Annotated in this window: 22 protein-coding genes and 4 pseudogenes; 14 read left to right on the top strand and 12 right to left on the bottom strand. The window is 68.4% G+C overall.

The window, feature by feature from the left end; all coding sequences use genetic code 11:
- Positions 1–65 precede the first annotated feature (65 nt).
- The gene (locus OIB37_RS00890; RefSeq protein ID WP_330455558.1) at positions 66–617 is read left to right on the top strand and encodes a hypothetical protein; all 552 of its coding nucleotides are present in this window, start codon (positions 66–68) and stop codon (positions 615–617) included.
- 132 nt (positions 618–749) lie between these two features.
- Here the strand turns inward: OIB37_RS00890 and OIB37_RS00895 are convergent, their stop codons facing one another.
- Positions 750–3,104, bottom strand: a complete 2,355-nt coding sequence (locus OIB37_RS00895) for an FdhF/YdeP family oxidoreductase (protein ID WP_330455559.1) — start codon at positions 3,102–3,104, stop codon at positions 750–752.
- Between the two features lie 217 nt (positions 3,105–3,321).
- On the opposite strand from OIB37_RS00895, the gene OIB37_RS00900 reads away from it, so the two are divergent.
- The 6 genes from OIB37_RS00900 (at position 3,322) to OIB37_RS00925 (ending at position 8,113) form a co-directional block, all read left to right on the top strand.
- The gene (locus tag OIB37_RS00900; protein WP_330461743.1) at positions 3,322–3,885 is read left to right on the top strand and encodes a DoxX family protein; all 564 of its coding nucleotides are present in this window, start codon (positions 3,322–3,324) and stop codon (positions 3,883–3,885) included.
- Between the two features lie 356 nt (positions 3,886–4,241).
- The gene (locus tag OIB37_RS00905; RefSeq protein ID WP_330462090.1) at positions 4,242–4,391 is read left to right on the top strand and encodes a hypothetical protein; all 150 of its coding nucleotides are present in this window, start codon (positions 4,242–4,244) and stop codon (positions 4,389–4,391) included.
- Between the two features lie 325 nt (positions 4,392–4,716).
- Positions 4,717–5,412, top strand: coding sequence for a type 1 glutamine amidotransferase domain-containing protein (locus OIB37_RS00910; protein ID WP_330455560.1), 696 nt, complete (start codon positions 4,717–4,719; stop codon positions 5,410–5,412).
- Positions 5,413–5,680: 268 nt separating this feature from the next.
- Entirely contained in the window at positions 5,681–6,691 is a 1,011-nt protein-coding gene (locus tag OIB37_RS00915; RefSeq protein ID WP_330455561.1) for an aldo/keto reductase, read from the top strand.
- A 69-nt stretch (positions 6,692–6,760) separates the two neighbouring features.
- The gene (locus OIB37_RS00920; protein WP_330455562.1) at positions 6,761–7,177 is read left to right on the top strand and encodes an SRPBCC family protein; all 417 of its coding nucleotides are present in this window, start codon (positions 6,761–6,763) and stop codon (positions 7,175–7,177) included.
- Between the two features lie 21 nt (positions 7,178–7,198).
- Entirely contained in the window at positions 7,199–8,113 is a 915-nt protein-coding gene (locus tag OIB37_RS00925; protein ID WP_330455563.1) for a DMT family transporter, read from the top strand.
- Between the two features lie 72 nt (positions 8,114–8,185).
- Here OIB37_RS00925 and OIB37_RS00930 read toward each other — a convergent pair whose 3' ends face one another.
- From OIB37_RS00930 to OIB37_RS00940, 3 genes and pseudogenes are all read right to left on the bottom strand, one after another.
- Positions 8,186–8,437, bottom strand: a complete 252-nt coding sequence (locus tag OIB37_RS00930; RefSeq protein ID WP_330455564.1) for a hypothetical protein — start codon at positions 8,435–8,437, stop codon at positions 8,186–8,188.
- A complete protein-coding gene (locus OIB37_RS00935; RefSeq protein ID WP_330455565.1) occupies positions 8,434–8,937 on the bottom strand; it encodes a hypothetical protein in 504 nt (167 codons plus the stop codon). The genes OIB37_RS00930 and OIB37_RS00935 overlap by 4 nt, the downstream gene beginning before the upstream one ends.
- A 23-nt stretch (positions 8,938–8,960) precedes the next feature.
- A pseudogene (locus OIB37_RS00940) lies at positions 8,961–9,119 on the bottom strand (transcriptional regulator); the annotation flags it as partial.
- 275 nt (positions 9,120–9,394) lie between these two features.
- Here OIB37_RS00940 and OIB37_RS00945 point away from each other — a divergent pair.
- Positions 9,395–10,330, top strand: a complete 936-nt coding sequence (locus tag OIB37_RS00945) for an alpha/beta hydrolase (protein WP_330455566.1) — start codon at positions 9,395–9,397, stop codon at positions 10,328–10,330.
- A 335-nt stretch (positions 10,331–10,665) separates the two neighbouring features.
- On the opposite strand, the pseudogene OIB37_RS36200 reads toward OIB37_RS00945, so the two are convergent.
- Positions 10,666–10,833 (bottom strand): annotated as a pseudogene (locus OIB37_RS36200) (IS701 family transposase); the annotation flags it as partial.
- A gap of 46 nt (positions 10,834–10,879) precedes the next feature.
- Here OIB37_RS36200 and OIB37_RS00950 point away from each other — a divergent pair.
- Positions 10,880–11,158: a hypothetical protein gene (locus tag OIB37_RS00950; protein WP_330455567.1), complete on the top strand. Its 279-nt coding sequence runs from the start codon at positions 10,880–10,882 to the stop codon at positions 11,156–11,158.
- Here OIB37_RS00950 and OIB37_RS00955 read toward each other — a convergent pair.
- Positions 11,148–11,510 carry a 5-carboxymethyl-2-hydroxymuconate Delta-isomerase gene (locus OIB37_RS00955; protein WP_330455568.1) on the bottom strand — a complete coding sequence of 121 codons (363 nt, stop codon included), beginning with the start codon at positions 11,508–11,510 and terminating at the stop codon, positions 11,148–11,150. The two genes, OIB37_RS00950 and OIB37_RS00955, sit on opposite strands and share 11 nt — an antisense overlap.
- Before the next feature lie 329 nt (positions 11,511–11,839).
- Here OIB37_RS00955 and OIB37_RS00960 point away from each other — a divergent pair.
- Positions 11,840–12,607 (top strand): annotated as a pseudogene (locus OIB37_RS00960) (transposase); the annotation flags it as partial.
- 43 nt (positions 12,608–12,650) lie between these two features.
- Here the strand turns inward: OIB37_RS00960 and OIB37_RS00965 are convergent.
- Positions 12,651–13,190, bottom strand: coding sequence for a histidine phosphatase family protein (locus OIB37_RS00965; protein ID WP_330455569.1), 540 nt, complete (start codon positions 13,188–13,190; stop codon positions 12,651–12,653).
- A 77-nt stretch (positions 13,191–13,267) separates the two neighbouring features.
- A pseudogene (locus OIB37_RS00970) lies at positions 13,268–13,717 on the bottom strand (transposase family protein); the annotation flags it as partial.
- A 159-nt stretch (positions 13,718–13,876) separates the two neighbouring features.
- Here OIB37_RS00970 and OIB37_RS00975 point away from each other — a divergent pair.
- Entirely contained in the window at positions 13,877–14,371 is a 495-nt protein-coding gene (locus tag OIB37_RS00975; protein ID WP_330455570.1) for a hypothetical protein, read from the top strand.
- A gap of 139 nt (positions 14,372–14,510) precedes the next feature.
- Here OIB37_RS00975 and OIB37_RS00980 read toward each other — a convergent pair whose 3' ends face one another.
- Together OIB37_RS00980 and OIB37_RS00985 are read right to left on the bottom strand one after the other, a co-directional pair.
- Positions 14,511–15,005 carry a 2'-5' RNA ligase family protein gene (locus OIB37_RS00980; protein WP_330455571.1) on the bottom strand — a complete coding sequence of 165 codons (495 nt, stop codon included), beginning with the start codon at positions 15,003–15,005 and terminating at the stop codon, positions 14,511–14,513.
- 77 nt (positions 15,006–15,082) lie between these two features.
- Positions 15,083–15,298, bottom strand: a complete 216-nt coding sequence (locus OIB37_RS00985) for a hypothetical protein (RefSeq protein ID WP_330455572.1) — start codon at positions 15,296–15,298, stop codon at positions 15,083–15,085.
- 238 nt (positions 15,299–15,536) lie between these two features.
- On the opposite strand from OIB37_RS00985, the gene OIB37_RS00990 reads away from it, so the two are divergent.
- Together OIB37_RS00990 and OIB37_RS00995 are read left to right on the top strand one after the other, a co-directional pair.
- The gene (locus OIB37_RS00990) at positions 15,537–16,025 is read left to right on the top strand and encodes a transposase (RefSeq protein WP_330455573.1); all 489 of its coding nucleotides are present in this window, start codon (positions 15,537–15,539) and stop codon (positions 16,023–16,025) included.
- Positions 16,026–16,119: 94 nt separating this feature from the next.
- Positions 16,120–16,377, top strand: a complete 258-nt coding sequence (locus OIB37_RS00995; protein ID WP_330455574.1) for a hypothetical protein — start codon at positions 16,120–16,122, stop codon at positions 16,375–16,377.
- A 765-nt stretch (positions 16,378–17,142) separates the two neighbouring features.
- Here the strand turns inward: OIB37_RS00995 and OIB37_RS01000 are convergent.
- Positions 17,143–17,682: a GNAT family N-acetyltransferase gene (locus OIB37_RS01000; RefSeq protein WP_330455575.1), complete on the bottom strand. Its 540-nt coding sequence runs from the start codon at positions 17,680–17,682 to the stop codon at positions 17,143–17,145.
- A 542-nt stretch (positions 17,683–18,224) separates the two neighbouring features.
- Here OIB37_RS01000 and ppk2 point away from each other — a divergent pair.
- A complete protein-coding gene (gene ppk2, locus OIB37_RS01005) occupies positions 18,225–19,028 on the top strand; it encodes a polyphosphate kinase 2 (protein WP_330455576.1) in 804 nt (267 codons plus the stop codon).
- Positions 19,029–19,060: 32 nt separating this feature from the next.
- On the opposite strand, the gene OIB37_RS01010 is transcribed toward ppk2, so the two are convergent.
- Positions 19,061–19,819, bottom strand: coding sequence for an HAD family hydrolase (locus OIB37_RS01010; protein ID WP_330455577.1), 759 nt, complete (start codon positions 19,817–19,819; stop codon positions 19,061–19,063).
- Positions 19,820–19,904 lie beyond the last annotated feature (85 nt).

A 19,904-nucleotide genomic window follows, 5' to 3' on the forward strand; every position in this document is an offset into this window, starting at 1 on the left:
GAGTGTCCAGCGGGCGGCCTCGCGTCGGTACTCGCAGAACTCACGGACATGGGACTCTGTCCCTCATGAGTGAGCCCACCCCCTATGACCACGACCGAGCCGCATACTCCCGCGAAGGGCTGGCCCGACTCGTACTCGCCGACAACGCCACGGAGGTGGCTGACGGTGCCTCGGGGCTGGTGGGCACCCGCAATGATGCCGACACCGGATTCGGCGGTCGAGTCAGCCAAGCCCGGCAGCTCGTCGACCTGGCCGAACGGACTCTGGAATCGGCCGTCATCTACGAAGTCGAACGTGGCAGCTCATGGGCACAGATCGCGGCCTACCTGGAGATCAGCGCCGAGGAGGCCGAACAGCGGTATACCCCCGCTGTCCAGGCGTGGAACAAAGCGTTCGAGGAGCCGTACCGACTGGATGGAACCGGTCGCAAGCGCATCCCGCAGCTGCCCACCGCTGCATACGACCCCAACTGGGCATGTACTCAGCTGGATCGGTGGGCCTACCTCCGGCACGTCGGAATCGACGACGGACAGGCCGTCAGCGCCGGTCTCGTCATGGCCGAGGCTGTGGACGAGCAGGTCCCCAGCACCCGAACCCAGGGCGTCCGTTCGTACTGATCCGGAGACCTCCACGTCCGACCCCACGATCTGATCCACAAGAGATGTCCACGAACGGGGGCAACCGCCACGGCGGGGATCCCCCCGCCCGAAGCACCCGAGAATGGCCGGCGGCGTGGCCGGGCGGAGCCGTCAGGCGTCTTGTTCGATCGTGACGTTCAGCTGTTTCATCAGCGGCTGATCGCTCTGGGCGCTGTAGTCGCTGATCGAGATCAGCTGGTTCAGCTCCGGCATGTAGCCGGCGGCGACGCCGCGCGGGATGTCGTGCTTGACCGCGAGGAAGCCTTTCAGCGTGCGCTCGGTGCCGTCCTTGGCGTGTGCCGTGATCACGGTCGGCTGGAACTCCTCGATGCCGCGCTCGCTCATGTCGTCGCCGTTCATGAAGACGAGCGTGCGCAGGTTGTGGATGCCCCGGTAGCGGTCGTTGTCGGTGTAGATCGTGGTGTTCCACTGGTCGTGTGAGCGCATCGCGCCCAGGACGAGTCTTCCGTCGCGGGGCACCACGTCGGGCAGCGGAGCGTGTGAGAACTCGGCGCGTCCGGAGGGGGTGAGGAACACCCGCTCGCGGGCGGGCTGCTCGATCCGGAAGCCCATCGGCTGCCGGACACGCCGGTTGAAGTCCTCGAAGCCGTACAGGACCTTCGCCATGGTGTCGCGAATGCGGTCGTAGTCCTCGACGTACCACTCCCACGGGGTGCCGGAGTCCGGCAGCGCCGCCCGGGCGAGACCGGCGATGACCGCGGGCTCGGAGAGCAGATGCGGTGAGGCCGGCTGCCGGTTGCCCTGCGAGAGGTGGACCATCGAATCGCCGTCCTCGACGGAGATCCGCTGCAGACCGGCCGCCTGGACGTCCTTCTCGGTGCGGCCCAGGCACGGCAGGATCAGCGCCCGCTTGCCGTGGACGATGTGACTGCGGTTGAGCTTGGTGCTGACGTAGACGGTCAGGTCCACCTTCCGCAGGCTCGCGTAGGTGAACCTGGTGTCGGGCGAGGAGAGCGCGAAGTTGCCCGACATGCCGACGAAGACCTTGATGTCGCCGCGGTCCATCGCCTCGACGGTGCCGATGACGTCCATCCCCTCCTCGTACGGCGGGTCGATCCCGCAGACCTCGGCGAGCTTGTCGAGGAACTCCTTCGAAGGGGCGTTGGTGACACCACAGGTGCGGTTGCCCTGCACGTTGCTGTGGCCGCGGTTGGGCGCGGCGCCGGCGCCCTCGCGGCCGATGTTGCCGCGCAGCAGCAGCACGTTGATGATCTCGCGGATGGTGTCGACGGCGTGCTCGTGCTGGTTGACGCCGAGACCCCAGGTGATGATCGACCGGTCGGCCTCGCGGTAGATCGCGGCGGCCTTGAGGATGTCCTCCTTGGCCACGCCCGACTGGTGGACGATCTCGTCCCAGGAGGTCGCCTCGACCAGCCGCCGGTACTCCTCGTAGCCGCTCGTGCAGCGCTCCAGGAACTGCCCGTCGACGGCGCGCCAGTCGGTCTTGGCCATCTCCAGGGTGGCCTTGGCGATGCCGCGCATCAGCGCCATGTCGCCGGCGGACCGCGGCTGGATGTTCAGGTTGCTGGTCGGGGTGGCGTGGAAGGTCGCCATCGCCAGGATCTCGTGCGGGATGATCGTGCGGGTGGCGCCCGCCTCGACCTGCGGGTTGATGTGTACGAGCTGCTTGCCCTCACGGTAGAGCTGAGCCAGCGGGGTGAGCATGCGCGGCGCGTTGGACGCGGCGTTGATGCCCATCACGAAGACGGCGTCGGCGCTCTCCCAGTCCTTGAGGTCCACGGTGGCCTTGCCGGTGCCGAGCGAGACCAGCATCGCGCGGCTGCCGGCCTCCGTGCACATGTTGGCGCAGTCGGGCTGGTTGTTGGTGCCGAGCTCGCGGGCCATCAGCGAGTAGAGGAAGGAAGCCTCGTTACCCAGCCGCCCCGAGGTGTAGTACGAGGCCTGGTTCGGGTTCTCCAGCGCGCGGACGGTGTCGCCGAACAGCTTGAAGGCGTCCGCCCAACTGATCGGCACATAGTGGTCGGTCTCCGGGTCGTAGACCATCGGCTCGGTCAGCCGGCCCTGCGCCTCGAGGTCGTGGTCGTTCCATTCGAACAGCTCACTGACGGTGTGCTGCTCGAAGAACTCGCGGGTGACGCGCTTGCCCGTCATCTCCCATGAGGTGTGCTTGATGCCGTTCTCGCACAGGTCCAGCGCCAGGCCCTTGGTGTCGGGCCACGCGCAGCCCGGACAGTCGAAGCCGTGGCTGTCCTCCTGGTTCATCTTGAACATCTCGAGCGAGCCCACCACGACCTCGCGCTCGTCGACCAGGAACTCGGTGACGGCCTTGGCCGCACCCCAGCCCGCCGCTGGATGCGTGTACGGCTTCGACTTGGGCGGCCCTTTCGGCACCGGGCCCACTCGTGGCTCCAGTGGCTCACCGGCGGCGGCCGCCTCCTGCCGTTGGATCTCAGCGTCACCTTCGAAAAACTCACGATCGCCCATGAACATCCCCTTTGCGCCGTTTTCCACCTTTTAGGCTATATCCGCGTCGCGCAGTAGGCACAGGTAAGGGCCGGCCGGGCAGCAGGCAGGGACGTCCGCCGGGATGCCGCCCCATGCCCTCGATGCGACGGTAAGGAAAAGGACGGGACGGACCGGGAGAAGCCCGGCTCGCTCCGGCTTCCTGTTTCCGCCGCCTGCCTGGGGAGTCAACGTGACCGTGACGTGTAGCGACCGACGACGTGATCTGGGGCTGCTGTTGCTCCGCTTGGGTGTCGGCGGCACGCTGGCCGCACATGGCTCGCAGAAGCTGTTCGGCTGGTTCGGCGGGGGCGGCATCGAGGGCACTGCCCAGTTCATGGACTCCGTCGGCTTCGAGCCGGGCAAGCTGAGCGCGATGGCCGCCGGGATCGGCGAGGGAGGCGGCGGCACTCTGCTGGCCCTCGGCCTCGCCACGCCCGCCGCCGGGGCGCTCGCGGCCGGTGCCATGGCGGGCGCGACCGCGGTGACCTGGCCCAACGGCTTCTTCGCCCAGAAGGGCGGCTTCGAACTCTCTGGCGTCCTTGGCGCGGCCACCGTGGCCCTCGCCATCTCGGGCCCCGGCCGCTACTCCTTCGACCACGTCTTTCGTAATGTGTTCAACCGTCCATGGATGGTCCCCGTGGCACTGGCCGTGGCGGGCGCGGGGACGGCAGTGGTGGTGAGCAGGCGTGACAAGCACGTGCAGAAGCTCAAGGAGCAGAAGACGGCAAGGGCGACGGTGGCGGCGGCCAAGACGGGATAGCCGGTCTCCTGACCGCCTGCGGGGGCAGTCCCCGTCGTCAAGGGGACCCGTGTGGCCCAGGTGCGAGGTATGGAAGCTCACGACGGTTTGATGACAGCGACTCGCAAGCCAGGGCCGGCGGACCGGGGCTGAAGACCAAAGTGGACGATCGACGGAGATAGTCCATGTCCACCAAGGCATCCCCCATGACCTTCGGACTCGGCTCCTTCGGGGATCTTCCCCTCGCACGAAGTGCGAACCGGTGCAGTCCAGTTCCTCCACCCGGCGAGGCAAGGCGATGCGAGCGCCGAACTTCCGGGCGCGGCCCGGATGTCACGACGACCGTCGCCTATCCGGACGGCTCCCACCCCGCGAGCATGGAGACCAGCGTGCCCGGCATCTTCGCCGTCGGCGACGTGCGTTCGGGCTCCGTCAAGCGCGTGGCCTCCGCTGTCGGGGAGGGATCCATCGTCATCTCCGATGTGCACCGTGCCCTGGCCGCCGCCCGGCACACCGTCACCGGCTGAGACGGAGCGCAGCGGTGCTCACGGCCCGGAAGGGGGTGGGTAGTCCGTCCGGATCCGGCGCTGATCACGATCGCATCTGTTCCGCCTTTTCGGGTTTCCGCGTACCGGATCCCTTTTGGTTATGAGATGAACTCGAATACCTAAGCCAGCCTTTTTGAACGACAGGGCCATTACTTCACCGCGCCGATCACCCGCCAGCGCCGCAAGTTGCTCCCGGTCACACGCCGCGTTACTTTTGGTGCCTGTGAACAGTTGAGCAGGGGCCCGTCATGCTCCGGGCTCCTCATCATTTGCGCTTTCTACTCTTATCGCGGGAGAAGTGCTCATGGCCAAAATCCTCTTCGTGCTGACCGGTGCGAGTTACTGGACGTTGCGGGACGGTCACCGGCACCCGACCGGCTACTGGGCCGAGGAGTTCGTCGCCCCGTACACCGTGTTCACCAAGGACGGCCATCAGGTCACCGTCGCCTCGCCGGGGGGTGTCGTGCCGGTCGTGGACACGATGAGCCTGCGGCCCAGCATGGTCGGCGGCGAGGACAACGCACTGGCGCTGGAAGCCGCGATCGAGGCCGCGGACGAACTGCGCCACCCCGTCCCCCTCGACGAGGTGGACCTCGATGACTTCGACGCGGTCTACTATCCCGGCGGTCACGGCCCGATGGAGGACCTGGCCGTCGACGCGGACTCCGGCCGACTGCTGCGCGAGGCGCTGGACTCCGGCAAGCCTCTCGGCATCGTCTGCCACGCTCCGGCCGCGATCCTCGCGACCCGTGACGACAACGGTGACACTCCTTTCGCCGGCTATCGCGTGGCCGGGTTCAGCAACGAGGAGGAGGCGGGTGTCGGTTTCGCCGACAGGGCCAAGTGGCTGCTGGAGGACGAGCTGAAGAAGCTGCCCACCGACTACTCGCGGGGGCCGGCGTGGGAGCCGTACACAGTGGTGGACCGCACCCTTTACACGGGACAGAACCCCGCGTCCTCCGGACCGCTCGCCGAGGAGATCCTCAAGGTCCTCACCTGAGCGGAGCCGTGAGCCATAGAGCCCCCTCGCCGCTCGCGGGTGTCCGTGCTTCGAGGGTGTCCGCGCCGGGGACCGCGGTACGGCCACGCGCCGTTAATCACCAAGGAACTCACCCCGAATACACGCATTTCAATTGCAGCCTCCGAGTACGGCGAATGCGGGATTATTCTTCCGTCCGAGCACGGGGCAGGGTCCCGAATTCACCGGCCGGGCACGAGGGCGACGCGAACAGAGAACGCGAACACCGAAATCCACGAAGGAACCGATCATGGCCCTCGACCAAGTCCTCCCGCAGCGCATCGGCTTCGGCACGGCCCCCCTGGGGAACATGTTCCGCGCCGTCCCGGACGAAGAGGTGTCGGCGACGCTGGACGCCGCCTGGGACCAGGGCATCCGCTATTTCGACTCGGCCCCGCTGTACGGAGCCGGGCTCGCCGAGATCCGCCTGGGTGAACTGCTGTCCCAGAAGCCGCGGGACGAGTTCGTGCTGTCCTCGAAGGTGGGCCGGGTGATTCTCGACGAGGTCGAACCCGGGAGCCGGGATCTGGGGGACAAGGGCGACCTGTTCGCGCACGGAAGGCGCAACAAGATCCTGCACGACTGGACGGGCGACGCCACCGAGCGCTCCATCGAAGGCAGCCTGGAACGCCTCGGAGTGGACCGGCTGGACATCGTCTGGGTGCACGACATCGCCCAGGACTTCTACGGCGACCTGTGGCTGAGCAAGTTCGAGGAAGCACGGACCGGAGCCTTCCGGGTGCTGTCCCGGCTGCGGGACGAGGGCGTCATCAAGGCCTGGGGGCTCGGGGTCAACCGCACCGAACCCATCGAGCTCACCCTCGAACTGGACGAGCCGAAGCCCGACGGCTTCCTGCTGGCCGGCCGGTACACCCTCCTGGACCACGCGCACGCCTTGCAGCGACTGCTGCCCATGGCCGAGCAGCAGGACGTCGGCATGGTCGTGGGCGGCCCCTACAGTTCCGGCATCCTCGCCGGCGGTACCCACTTCGAGTACCAGGACGCGCCCCCGGAGATCATCGAGCGGGTCAAGCGCATCAAGGAGATCGCCGACCGGCACGGTGTCTCGATCAAGGCCGCCGCGCTCCAGTTCTCCCTCGCCCATCCGGTGAGCAACGCCGTCATCCCCGGCGCGACCAAGCCCAGCCGCATCACCGAGGACCTCGCCGCACTGCACGAGGAGATCCCCGTCGAGTTCTGGCGAGAACTCCGTGAGGCGGACCTCGTGAGCCCCCTGGCACCCCTGCCGGGCGGCGTCTGAACCCGCCGGGCGCCTCTGCCTCTCCCCCACCCCGCACTGCCTCCTCTTCGACGAGCTTGGAGACGCGCCATGGCATCCACATCGGTGAGCCGGATCGTCCCGGCCTCCCCCGAACACGTATGGCGGCTGATCGGCGGCTTCGATTCGCTGCCGGACTGGCTCCCGTTCATCCCCTCCAGCACGCTGGAGGACGGTGGCCGCATGAGAAGGCTCAGCGACGCGGAGGGCCAGACCATCGTCGAACGGCTGATCTCGTTCGACGAGGAGCAGCGCTTCTACAGTTACTCCATCGTCGAAGCCCCCTTCCCCGTGACCGACTACCTGTCCACCCTGCGCGTCTACGCCGTCACCGGGGACGACGCGGTCAGCGAGGTGCAGTGGTCGGGACGGTTCACGCCGCGGGACGTCCCGGACGCCGACGTCGTCGCTCTCTTCACCGGGATCTACAGCGACGGCCTGGAGGCGCTGCGGAAGGCACTGGGCTGACGCGGAGGCGGTGCGACCGGCATGCTTCTCGCGGTCATCTTCGCCGTATTGGCCGCCGCCAGTAACGCACTGGGCACCGTGCTTCAGCGGCGGGCGGTGGTCCATGTGCCCGACTCCCGTGGGCAGGGACTCCGTCTCGTCCGCGACCTGCTGCGCAATCCCGCCTGGTTCGTCGGGATCCTGGGAACCGTCTTCGCGGCGCTGTTCCAGGCCCTGGCCCTGATGTGGGGGTCGCTGGCGACCGTACAGCCGATCTTCATCCTCGAACTCCCGCTGGCTCTCGTGATCGGCAGCGCGGTCTCCCGGGTCGGCGTGTCCCGGAAGGCGTGGGGGTGCGTGATCTGCATCTTCGTCGGCCTGACCGTAGCCCTGTTCTCGGCCGCGCCCTCCGGCGGGCGGCCGCAGGTGCCCGGCATGTGGTGGGTGCCGACGCTCGTCGTCCTCGGCGGTCTCGGTGCGGCACTCGTCCTCGCCGGCCTGCGGCGCCCTCAGGGACTGGCGCGGGCCGCCTGCCTGGCGGCAGCGGCGGCGGTCGGCAACGCTCTCACGGCCGCCTTGGTGAAGTCCTCCATGTACGTCCTGTCGCAGCAGGGGGCGGCGGGGTTCTTCCTGGCCTGGCAGACCTACGGCTTCGCGATCGCCGGCTCGGTGTCCATCCTCCTGCTGGGCTACGCGATGCAAGGGGGCCCGCTCATCGGCTCCCAGCCCGCGCTCACGCTCGGGGACGCCACGGTGAGCTTCTTCCTCGGGGTGACGCTCTACGCGGAGTCTCCCCGCGGAGGATGGTGGCTCCTGCCCGCGCTCCTGGGTGCCACCCTGGTGGTCTACGGAGTGTTCGCGCTGTCCCGCACCCGCTGTCTCGCCAAGTGTGTCTGCCCCGAGGAGGAGGGCCAGGGCGAGCCGCAGCACGGTCGGCCGGCGGCCGAGGCCATGTGACACTCCCCCGGCACCCGTCGTTTCGGGACGCCACGTCCGTACATCGCCGCGACGGCACCTTGCGACCTTGCGCTACCGCCACGCGGAAGCGGCGGCCGCGGCGCGGACGGGGCCGTCGATGTCGGCCTGGAGGCGGCGCATCGTATCGAGGCGGTCCGCCATCCAGACCATTCTCACGGCCGTCGCCGCGCCCTGTTCCGTGCCCGCCGTCAGGTCGCGCCGCACGCTTTCCCGGAGGGCCACGTCCACTACCGAGCGGCTCACCGGAGGACCCGGCGCGCCGCCGCCGGCCAGCGCTTCGCCCGCCGACTCGAACCACGTCACGACCGACTCGCAGGAACCGAGGATCTCGACGCCCGCCGCGCCCCGGTCGCCCGCGCGCGTGTGTCCCGCGCGTGACCACAGGTCGGTGACGGCGTCGGCGGGCAGCCGCAGGATGGCGACCGCGTCCCGAGCGCGGTCACGTCGGCCAGCGCGAGGTGCTTGGTGCCGCGTTCGGCGAGGTATTCACGGAAGGCGGCGTCGAGCCGACGCGCGGAGGCCGACGCACGCCGTCGGTCGTAGTCGCCGGAGGCCGGGGCCGGGGCTGCGGCTGCGGCTCCCGGTCCGTCGCATCGCCTCAGTCCGGATACGACGGCACCGCGCAGATGCTGGGCGCCGTCGGAGAAGGCCTCGCACAGCACGCGACCCAGTGCGGCGGCGGCGCCCCGGGGCCGGAACAGCAGGCCGACCACCAGGCTGACGGCGCATCCGAGGGCCACGTCCTCGATCCTGACCAGCCCGAGCCGCCAACCCTCGGGGGCGATGACGCTGAAGAGGACCAACCCTGCTCCAGACGGGTGTACTAGTCGGTGCTGACCGAGGCGAGCAGGGCCACTTCCTCCCGGCGCAGGCCCGTGACGCAGCGCCGACCGCCGGGATCCGCCAGCCCCACCATGGCCGGGCTGAGGTCCATCCGCCGGGCCTTGAGGAACGCACCCAACTCGCTGCGGTTGCTGCTGCTCATGCAACTAATTCTTACAGCGTGGGGCTCCTTTTGTGAGGGGGCCGGTCTTGTCCCAGGACAGCCTTGTCGGGGGACAAGGATGGCCCATTGCAGAGGTGTGCAATGCGTGCCAACTTGAATGTGCGACCCGCCGGAATTGCTGGGCGTCAAAATGAACAGACACCTGTCTGGCGATCCAGAACTGCTGCTCTCCAGCGAGAGCAAGTGGGCACTACGTGCCGATCGCTCGCAGGTGGCAGCAGTGGGAGTACACCGCTCCCCGAGGAGAAAACGAAATGACCAACGACAACGTCAAGCCGGTCCGTGTCAAGGGCTTGGCTTGGGATATCGCGGCAGACATCTACTTCCCGCCGGGATTCGACGAGACTCAGAAGTACCCCGCGATCATCAGCGCCCACCCGACCGGCAGCTGTAAGGAGCAGACCTCGGGCCACGTGTACGGCACGGCGCTGGCCCAGGAAGGGTTCGTCGTGATCGCGTTCGACGCCAGCTTCCAGGGCGCCAGCGGCGGCGAACCACGGTTTACCGAGGACCCCGCCTTCCGGGTGGGCGACTTCAGCTACGTGATCGACTACCTGGTCACGCAGCCCTACGTGGACGAGAACCGCATCGGTGTCCTGGGCATCTGCGGCGGAGGCGGTTACGCCATCAACGCCACGATGACGGAGCGCCGGATCAAGGCGCTCGGCACCGTCGTCGCAGGCAACGTCGGCCGTCTGATGCGCGAGGGTTTCGTGAACTACGACCCCATTGCCGCGCTGGAGGCCATCGCCGCTCAGCGCACGGCCGAGGCCCGCGGCGCGGACGGCGTGGTCAATGACCTGCTCCCCGCGTCGCCGGAGGCGGCCAGGGAGGCCGGCCTGACCGAGATCGACCTGTGCGAGGCGACCGAGTACTACAAGACCGATCGTGGTGGCGCGCCGCACGGCGCAACCAGCTTCCGCTTCTCGCGCCAGGCGGCCCTGGCCAACTGGGATGCCTTCGACCGGGCCGAGGTGCTGCTGACCCAGCCCATCTGCATCGTGATCGGGGACAGGCCGGGCGGCTTCGGCTCCTACCGTGCCGGCTTCGAGATCTACGGCCGCGCCGCCTCCAAGGAAAAGGAACTCGTCGTCGTCGAAGGTGCGTCGCACTACGACCTCTACGATCAGCCCAAGCCGGTCGAAGAGGCACTGAGCCACCTCGTCCCGTTCTACAAGAAGCACCTCTGACACCGACTCGTGGTGGGCGGTCCCGATGCGGGAGTCGCCCACCACGGATCGGATGGCATCGGCGCGGCTGCCTACGCGCCAGGTCTGCACGGCACCCGTTCCCCAACGCTGACCAGCGCTGGCAGACCAGTAGCGGGTCGTCCACTGCACAGCGGCGTTCAGCGCCAGGCCGAGCGCGTCGAACCGGCCCTCCTGGCCCTGCTCGGTGATGCGGCGCAGGGTCCGATGGAGCGACTACGCGCGAGAAATGACGCGACCGCAGCTAGCAGTGCTTGGTCGTGTTGGCGCAAGGTCTGGCATGGCGCGGTGACAGGTGGGGCAGGAGCCGGTCCAGATCACGAGGAGTGACTGCATCTCGCGAACGACTCGGTAGAGGCTGAGGCCGGCGCCGCCTCTTTTGGGGATCGGCTCAGTCGCTGCAGGGTGCAGAAGGCGTGGGCGACGGAGACGAGAGTGACGTGGTGGTGCCGGCCTGGTCAGGTTCGTCCTTCGAAGTGGGCCAAGGCCTGCCGGTTCCTGCCTCACCCCCGATCCGGCCCGCCGGGCAGGATGGCCGCCATTCCCACGCCCTCGGAACACACCCGTCTGTCCCTCCAGGCGCCCCTCAGCGAACGCGCCTGCGCTGCCTGGCCGCAGATCGACCGGCTGCACGTCCACCACCGCAGAGCTTTCGCCCACGTGGAAGCGGAACTGACCCACGGCGAACGAGTCAAGCTGATGCGGCTGCGCTACCCCGGCACCACCACCAGGTGGGGCTTCGCTCTCTACCTGGCCAGCAGCGACAGCTACGAGGACTCCCGCCTGCCCACCGGACCCGTCACACCATGACACGCTTGTGATAGTTGACCCGGTCGAGGTCGCGCACCTCGACTGTCACCTGGACGGTCAAGCCGGGCACCGGCGCAAGATAGCGGCTGGCCGTCTCCAAGGCGATACGACCCAGCTCTTGCTTGGTCTCGGGTGCGCGGCCCGACAGGATCGCAAGCTCCACGTGGATCATCGCGTTGCTCCCGGAGTCCTCGCCGATGACACTCTCCCCGATTGCGTAGAACCTGGTCTTGAAGTCGTCCAGCGGACCTTCGAGAAGGCCCGCCGCCGGAGCGTGCAAAGCGAGCGCAAAACCTCGCCGGTCGAAAGCGTCGGTCAGCTCAGCGGAGTACTCAACGGTGATCTGCGGCATGAGGAACTCTCAGGTAAGACGATTTTCAAGGGGTTGACCCTGAGAGGGTAGCCAACCGAGGCACTCACCATCTGCGCCGCCACCCACCCCTCTGACCCACCATCCGACCGCAAGGCGCAGCAGCCGACAGCAAGCCCACACTTCAGCTGAAGCAGCGTGCGCTCCGCCGCGCCAGCAGCTTGATCAACCCCCGAAGGACTTCCGGAGCCGACCACTAAGCACTACTACTGCCGCGGCAGGCAACGTTCGCCTGCTAGTTGGTGACGCGATGGTCGGGTTCGGTTCTCGGCCGGTGTCGTCGCGGGACACTGTTCGGCATGGCCGAGCGGGTTCAGGCCGAGGGGGTTGTCGACGACATCTCCCCCGAGGGCCTGAGAGTCCTGCTCCGTGACGAAGGCGTCTCGTTTCAACGGATAAAGACCTGGAAGACCTCCCGTGATCCGGAGTACGAGGCGAAGAAGGCCAGGGTGGAGCACCTGTACGCGATCGCCGACGACGAGGTCGTGCCCGAGGAAGACGAACCGACGGTGATCTGGTGCCTGGACGAGTTCGGGCCGATGAACCTGAAGCCGCACCCCGGCCGGCACTGGGCCGCGAGCAGCGGCAAGGACGCCGATCCCGACCGGGACCCGCGCCCCCGGCGCCGAGCGACCTACAACCGCAACGACGGCGTCCGGCACCTGTTCGCCGCCTTCAACCTCATCGACGACAAGCTGTTCGGGCACGTCAAGCCCCCAACGAAGCGAGTGCAGTTCCCGGAGTTCTGCCGCTACCTACGCACCCTGCACCCGCCGACCGCTCGAATAGTGATCCTCTGCGACAACTTCAGCCCGCACCTGACCACGAGGAAGGACGCCCGCGTCGGAGACTGGGCCGCTGCCAACAACGTCGAGATCGCCTACACCCCGACCAACAGCTCATGGCTCAACCGAATCGAGGCCCAGTTCACCGCGCTGCGCTACTTCGCCCTGGACGGCACCGACCGCCCCAGCCACAAGGCACAGGCCAGCATGATCCGCCGTTACATCATCTGGCGCAACAACCACGCCACCGATCCCCGACCGCGGCGGGTGGTCGCCCGGGCGAACGTCGCCTGACACGCCAGTAGCTACACCTTGGACGGGGTAGGGGCAGCCGCCATTACGGTACGTTCCACCCGAGCACGACTGGCAGCTCGTGCTCGTAACCCAGCGTGCTGATCGTCCCCGGATGCGGGTGCCCGAACTGCCGCGCGGCCGACGCGTCGAGCCCCAGCCAGCGCGCGGTGAGGATGCGTGACAGGTGGCCGTGGGCAACGACGGCCACGTCGCCCTTGTCCAGCAGCGGCCGGACCCGGCCGAGGAAGGCGTCGACCCGCACCGTCACGTGCCCGAGGTCCTCGCCGGCGTCGACGCCGTCGCGCCACAGCTCCCAGCCGGGATTGAGCTCCTGGATTTGCTCGGCGGTCAGCCCCTCATAGCGGCCGTAGTCCCACTCGATCAGGTCGGTGTCGGGCTCCGCGCCGCTCAGCCCCGCCAGTTCGGCGGTCCGCACGGCGCGAGTCAGCGGGCTGCTGTAGACGGCGGCGAACTCCCGTTCGGCCAGCCGAGGTGCGAGCGCACGCGCCACGTTCTCCCCCGCCTCGGTCAGCGGCAGGTCGGTGCGGCCGGCATGCTGGCCGGTCTGGCTCCATGCGGTCATTGTGGCTCTGCCCTGCGAGATACACACATGGGCGGCCTTAAGTTTGCGGAGTATCCGCCAGGACTTGAGAGTGGCCATGACCCTGGCCATGCCGGCGACGCCCACAGCAACCGGCCGAACGGATCGGCAAAGACTTGCACGTTCGTGCCGTGCTTCTTGTGCTTCCCGGAGTAGTAGGGCCGGTCGGTGGCGACCCGGTCGATGGGCAGCAGGGTGACCGTCGAGAATCACGAACGCCTTGTGCGCGGCGGTGCCTACGGCTGTGGCGAGGTCCGGGGCGGCGGAGGCCAGGACCTCGACCGCTTCGGTGATGTGGCGGTCAACGGTGGCGATCTCGACGCCGAACCGGCCGCGAACTGGGCGCAGGTGTGGCCGCAGCGCAGGTGGGCCAGAACCGGCAGGACCTGCCGGCCCGCGCGGAGCCGGCGCCACCGAGTGCCGCGCTTCTGACGCCGGGTGACCAGCAGGCGGGAGAGGTACGGCAGGGGCGAGTTGGACAGATCGATCCCCGATGGGTAGACAAGCACGTGAAGCTCCAGGCAGCAGGTTGATCTCGGTCGACAACCCATCTACCAGGCGCTTCACCTCATGCGGACACCGTCCCCGCGCCAACTAGCCAGCTGCTCGGCCAAGTTGGAGGCATCCCACTGGCGTCCGATCCGGCCGCAAGTGTTATGGAGTCATGCGTGCTGCAGGAAGAAAGTCCGCGCACCGTCGAGCTGGACCTCGGGCACGACCTCACGACCACTGGCGGCGGCCAGCTCCTGATGGACGAGCACGGCTGCCACGTGCTCATGCCCGTCATGAACGACCTCGGCGTGCTTGACGTCACCTTCGTCGCATGCACCCAGAGTATCTTCGGCTACCCCAATGACGAAGCGCAGGAGGGCCATCCGCTGGCCCGCGGCCTGGCCTACGGGGTCTACGAAGTGTTCGGCTCTGACTGGGCGCAGCGGCTGGAGCAGCAGAACCGGGCCTGTTTCCCGGACGTCCGCTGGGCGCCCAAGCGGCACTTCCTGATGCTCATGCACGAGTCGATGGGCGAGTTTCTGGCCGACGACGTTCGCGCCGAGTTCCACTCCAGCGTGCTCCGCGCCGGCGACTACGACCGCATCGCACACCAGGTGTTGCAGCAGGTGCTGGACGCGACCACGCCGACCATGCTGCTCCACCGAGCCTGAGGTTGGAAGGGCTCAAGGTAGAAGCCCTTCAGGCAGGTCGCCGCAGTCTTCAACACGCCGTGCCCGTAAGGGCGTTTCCCCTCTCGCCACGGCAGACCGAACGGCCCCGGTGCGTTGACCGGTCGGCGTCGGGGGCGCCTCAGGAGCGTGGCTCCAGCACCTCCACGGCGCCGGTGTCGGTGTCGTAGCTGCGCAGGGTGACGAGTTGGACCGACAGCGGCGGGGCCGGCAGCAGTTCGGGGATCCGTCGGCCGGTGAAGGCACCAGGGCGCCGGGTACGGCCGAGGGTGACGTGCGGGCTCCAGCGCCCGGGTTCATGGAAGGGGTTGAGGGTCTCGGGCGGGCTGTCCGAGGCCACCGCCTCCCACACCCGGCGGTGCAAGCCGGCCAGCACGGAGTCGGGATCCAGTGCCCAAGCCAGTACCGAGGTCGGCCGCTCGAAGCGGACCACGCCGGTGAACCGCACGGGCAACGGCAGGGCGGCAGCCACCTCGGCGAGCTCCCAGCGGATCGGGGCGGTCAGCTCCGGGCAGGCGGCCAGGGTGAGGTGCGGGCTGTTCGTCGGTGAGCGGTGACGCGCCTGACTGGGCAGCCCCGCGTCCGCGAGCCGCCGCCAGGCCTCACGAACCGCCACCTCCGACGCCTCATCCAACAGAAGCTCGACCGTACGCACCACCGCAGCCTACCGACGATCACCCACGAAACCCTCGCTCACCCCCACCAGCCAGGCCGCCGAGCCGCGGGCACGGTCAAGGTTGGAGAGAGACCTTCTCCGATGACGTCGTCGCGGCCGCGATGGTCGGCCGTCCGGTCCCCCACGCCGAGGTGTCCGTCACCGAGCTCCGCCGTCTTCTCGCCTGCGCCGAGCGAGACCTGATTGGCTTCGCTGCCCTCAGAAGCCGTTGTCATAACGATCTTGGTGAGCATGGGTTCGAATGCGGCGGCTCGGTCGGGCGATCTTCGGTCTGTCCGTGCATGAAGACAGGGCCTCTGGTGCAGCTCGGGGTTGTTGAAACCTTGAGCACACCAGGAGGTCCTGTTGTCGCTGTTCCATGCCCTCGCACCGGCTGGCGCCAACTCGGCTTCACCTGAGTGTGATTGCCTTGCTCATCGGTTCGGGAATGCCGGCGACCGACCGTACAGGCGACCGACGTATCCGTCCGACATGAGCGATGCGGAGTGGGCCGTCGTGCGCGACGCGATGCCCGTCCCTGCCTGGCTAGAAGGCCGGGGTGGGCAGCCGGAGGGCTACTGCCGCCGTCAGATGGTCGACGCAGTGCGCTACTTGGTCGCTGGCGGTATCACCTGGCGGGCGATGCCGGCGGACTTCCCCGAGTGGGATCGCGTCTACGCCTTCTTCCGACGGTGGCGCGACGCGGGCCTGGTCGCCGAGTTCCACGACCGGCTGCGGGACCGGGTCCGCCAGGCCGCCGGCCGGGACCGAGAGCCGACCGCCGGGATCATCGACGCGCAGTCGGTCAAGGCCGCCGCATCAGTGCCCGCCGCGAGCAGGGGCTTCGACGGCGCAAAGAAGGCCAAAGGCCGCAAACGGCACCTTCACGGTCGCCCGCGCCCCGGACCTGCCCACGTCGGTCGTACGCGGGCCGGTGGAGCCGTCAACTGCGGCCCGTCCGCAGCCCGGGCTCGGCCTTGACGCCTACGTCAACGTTGATGGGACCCGGCAACACAGCGTCTCTCATTCGGCCGTCTACCGCGTGACCTGCGCAGGCGGGACGCGTTCACGGGGCATGCGAAAGATCATCACTTGCGGCCTGCTGGCCGCCGCGGCCCTTTCTGCCGCCACGCCCGCCTTCGCCGACAACGACAGCAACTTCGGCAGCGGGGTCAACGCGACGAACAACTGGAACTTCACGGCATCCGACGTGTGCATCCAGGAATTTGCGGTGGTGCCCGCCCTGAGCGACTGGACCGGCAACCACAAGAACAACTGCTCCAACGGCAACGTCCTCGACCACTCCGGCAGCACGCTGCCGTCCGATCACTGACAACCACCGCATCGATGCAGCTCGCCCGGGATCCCGGACTCCGGGCGGGCTGCAAGGTCTGCGACGAAAGGGCAGCCACAGGCGAGTGACGCTGGGCCATCGGCCCTGAACGGCCGCACCACGGACCTGGCACAGCCCTCTCCCTCCCACCGAAAGCGGCTTTCCCGTGCCCACGCGAGGGCCCGATTCCTGCGAGCCGTCAACCTGCCGGGCGCCGAAGCCGGTGATGGCTCCTGCGCCGAGCCGCCGCCGTCGGGACCGACGGACCCCCTACCGACTTCGCGGCCACCAGAACGATGCCGACGCCATGCGCAGGGGAGTCGACGCGCGTGTCTCCTGACCTCACTCGCAACGACGAACAGCTCGGCAACAGGCCCGCCAACTGCCCATACTGCGAAACAGAGTTCCTCCCGAACTCGAGGCAGATCCACTGCTCTCCCCGCTGCAAGCGCGCTGCCCACCGACGCGCTCCCGCCGCCCTGGTCGCCCGCACCTGCCCGGTCTGCGAGGGCGTCATCACCGCGAACCCCCGACTGCGCCAGATCTGCTGCTCCCCCAAATGCCGTCGCGAGCCGGAGAGACAACGCACCCGGACCCGCGACGAAGAACGAGCACGCCGCCTGGTCGAACACCCCCGGGCCCTTCCCGCCCGCCCCGCAGCCAGCAGCCCCGGCAACCGTCGACCTCCTGGCACCGACGGCCCTCCGGGACTGTCCCCCCTGCGACCAGTTTTCGCGTTGGGGCTCCGCGCCGTCGAGCACGAGCTCAAGCGGACGGCGTGACCGGGGAGCGCAAGCCGAGCCACTGCTCGGCGTCCCAGGCTTGGAACCGCTCCACCTCGGTGAACCCCAGCTTTGCCGCGAGTCGCATCGAGCCGACGTTGGCGGTCTGGGTGGTGAGCACCACCGGCTCGCCGAGAAGGACGCCGTCGAACCAATTGAGCGCCGCCGCGCACGCCTCGGCGGCATACCCGAATCCCCACGCCCGCGGCAGGAACAGGTAGCCGAGATCGGCCTTCCCCACAGCAGCAGGGCAGCGATGCTCCGTTGCCCTCGTGAGCAGGATCTGGCCGATCATCGCCCCGTCGAGATCAACGACGAAACTTCCCGGCCGCCGCCCGGGCACCTCGGGCATCTCGCGCTCAAGCTCGTCACGTGGCCGGGGTCCGCCAAGGTAGGCGTGCACCTCTGGCGACGCCAGCAGCTCGATGAACGCCGCACGGTCCCGGGCCTCCGGCTCTCGGAGCACGAGCCGCTCGGTCTTGATCGGGTCAGGCGGCCAGGCGACGGGTCCGAGTTCGGTCATGCCGGCCAACCAATCAGCAGGTTCGGCAATGATCAAGGCTCACGGACCGATCAAGCCAACGGCCCGCGCCCCACACTCACCACCGGGGCCGTGCAGGCCCGATCCGATCCATCCGCCAATGATCAGGCATGACCAAAACCCGCATTCTGGTGATCAAGGACCGCTCTCCGCCCCCATCCTCCCCAGACAGGTCAAAGACCAAGCAAGCGGGGCGAGGAGCAGCCCCGGCCATTTTCAAAGCTCTGGCCGCAGTTCCGTGTTCCCAGGTCAACGGCAGGAACACGGGATCCTTTCACCAGGGTGCTTCCTGCTGCGGCGAGCCTCGGAACTGATCGCGACGACATGGCGGGCTCATCCGAGTCCGGCCAGAGGGCTCGAACGCGTCCGTTTCGCACTCGCCCTGGCCACGATGGCGGACGCGCGTGGCGGCTACCCAGGGCCTGCCGCGGTGGCGTAGCGTTCCTCGTCGGACCCTATGACGGTGTCCTAATGTTCGACCTTGGTCGTGGGCGACGTTCCGACTCGGCAGGCGGTGGAGCGGCATGGCCGGCAAGAAGGCGGCACACCTGCCGCGCGCAACGTACGAGAAGGAACTGCTGCATCTGCAGACCGAGTTGGTGAAGCTGCAGGAGTGGGTGCGGGCGGAGGGCGCCCGACTGGTCGTCGTCTTCGAGGGACGGGACGCGGCAGGCAAGGGGGGCGCCATCAAGCGGGTCGCCGAGCGTCTCAATCCGCGGGTGGCGCGGATCGCGGCACTCCCGAAGCCGACCGACCGCGAGCGCACACAGTGGTACTTCCAGCGGTACGTGGAGCATCTGCCGGCCGCGGGGGAGATCGTGCTGTTCGACAGGTCCTGGTACAACCGCGCCGGGGTCGAGCACGTGATGGGCTTCTGCACCAAGGAGGAGTACCACCTCTTCATGCGGCAGTGCCCGATCTTCGAGCGGATGCTGGTGGAGGACGGAATCCTGCTGCGCAAATACTGGTTCTCGGTGAGCGACACCGAGCAGCAGGAGCGGTTCCGGCGCCGGCTGAAAGATCCGCTGCGCCGCTGGAAACTGTCGCCGATGGACCTGGAGTCGATCACCCGCTGGGAGACGTACTCACGGGCGAAGGACGAGATGATGGTCCACACCGACATCGCCGAGGCGCCCTGGTACGTCGTCGAGAGCGACGACAAACACCGGGCGCGCCTCAACATGATCGCCCACCTGCTGGACTCCGTGCCGTACCACGAGGTACCACCGCCGGTTCTCGAACTGCCTCCTCGGCCGCCGTCGACCGGATACGAGCGGCCTCCGCGCGATCTGCAGACGTACGTCCCCGATCACACCGCGAGCCTCTGAGCCGCACACGGCCGCCGCGGGACGACGGCACGTCACTGTGCCGGTCCCCCTTCGAACAGTTCTCCGAGATCGTGTACGACGATGTCGGCGCCGTACCGCAGCAGTCTCTCCCCGGTGTCCGTACCGCCCGCGCGGTCCACGCCCACGACGACGGCGAAGTGTCCGCGGCAGCCGGCCTCGACGCCGGCCAGGGCGTCCTCCACGACCGCGGTGCGCTCGGCCGGGACGCCCAGCCGTCGGGCCGCCTCCAGAAAGAGGTCGGGCTGCGGCTTGCCCGCCAACCCGAGCCGAGTCGCCTCGCCGCCGTCGACCAGCACATCGAAGAGGTCCAGCACACCGGCGAGGGTGAGGAGCTCCCGGGCGTGTCGCGATGCGGAGGCCGCGGCGACGGGAATTCCTGCCCGACGCAGGACCCGTACCAGCCGTACAGTGCCCGGATAGGCTCGGACGCCGTGCGCGCGCAGGTGCTCGGTGAACAAGCGCTCCTTCACCGCCGCCACCGCGCGAGCCGCCTCCGACGACGGGGCGAGGCCGCGTGACGCAAGGAACGCGGCGGCGCCATCGAGCCGGGACCTGCCGTCCACGTACCGCAGGTAGTCGTCGCGGGTGTCGAACGGGCGCCGCTGCATGGGATCCTCGGGTGGGTGCTCGCTGACGAAGGCGTCGAAAGCCGCCTTCCAGGCAGCCGCGTGCAGCCGGGCCGAGTCGGTGATCACCCCGTCGGTGTCGAGAACGACCGCGTCGACGTCACGCAGCACCGGCGCGAGCGCGGCGCGGGACCGTACTCCCATGAAGGCTCCTCTCCCTTACGGACGTCCTTTGGGATGAGAATCCATGCAGGTGGGGAACTACCGCCACCCGGTGTCCGCGTCTCGG

It is taken from the genome of Streptomyces sp. NBC_00820, from assembly GCF_036347055.1.
Classification (GTDB): domain Bacteria; phylum Actinomycetota; class Actinomycetes; order Streptomycetales; family Streptomycetaceae; genus Streptomyces.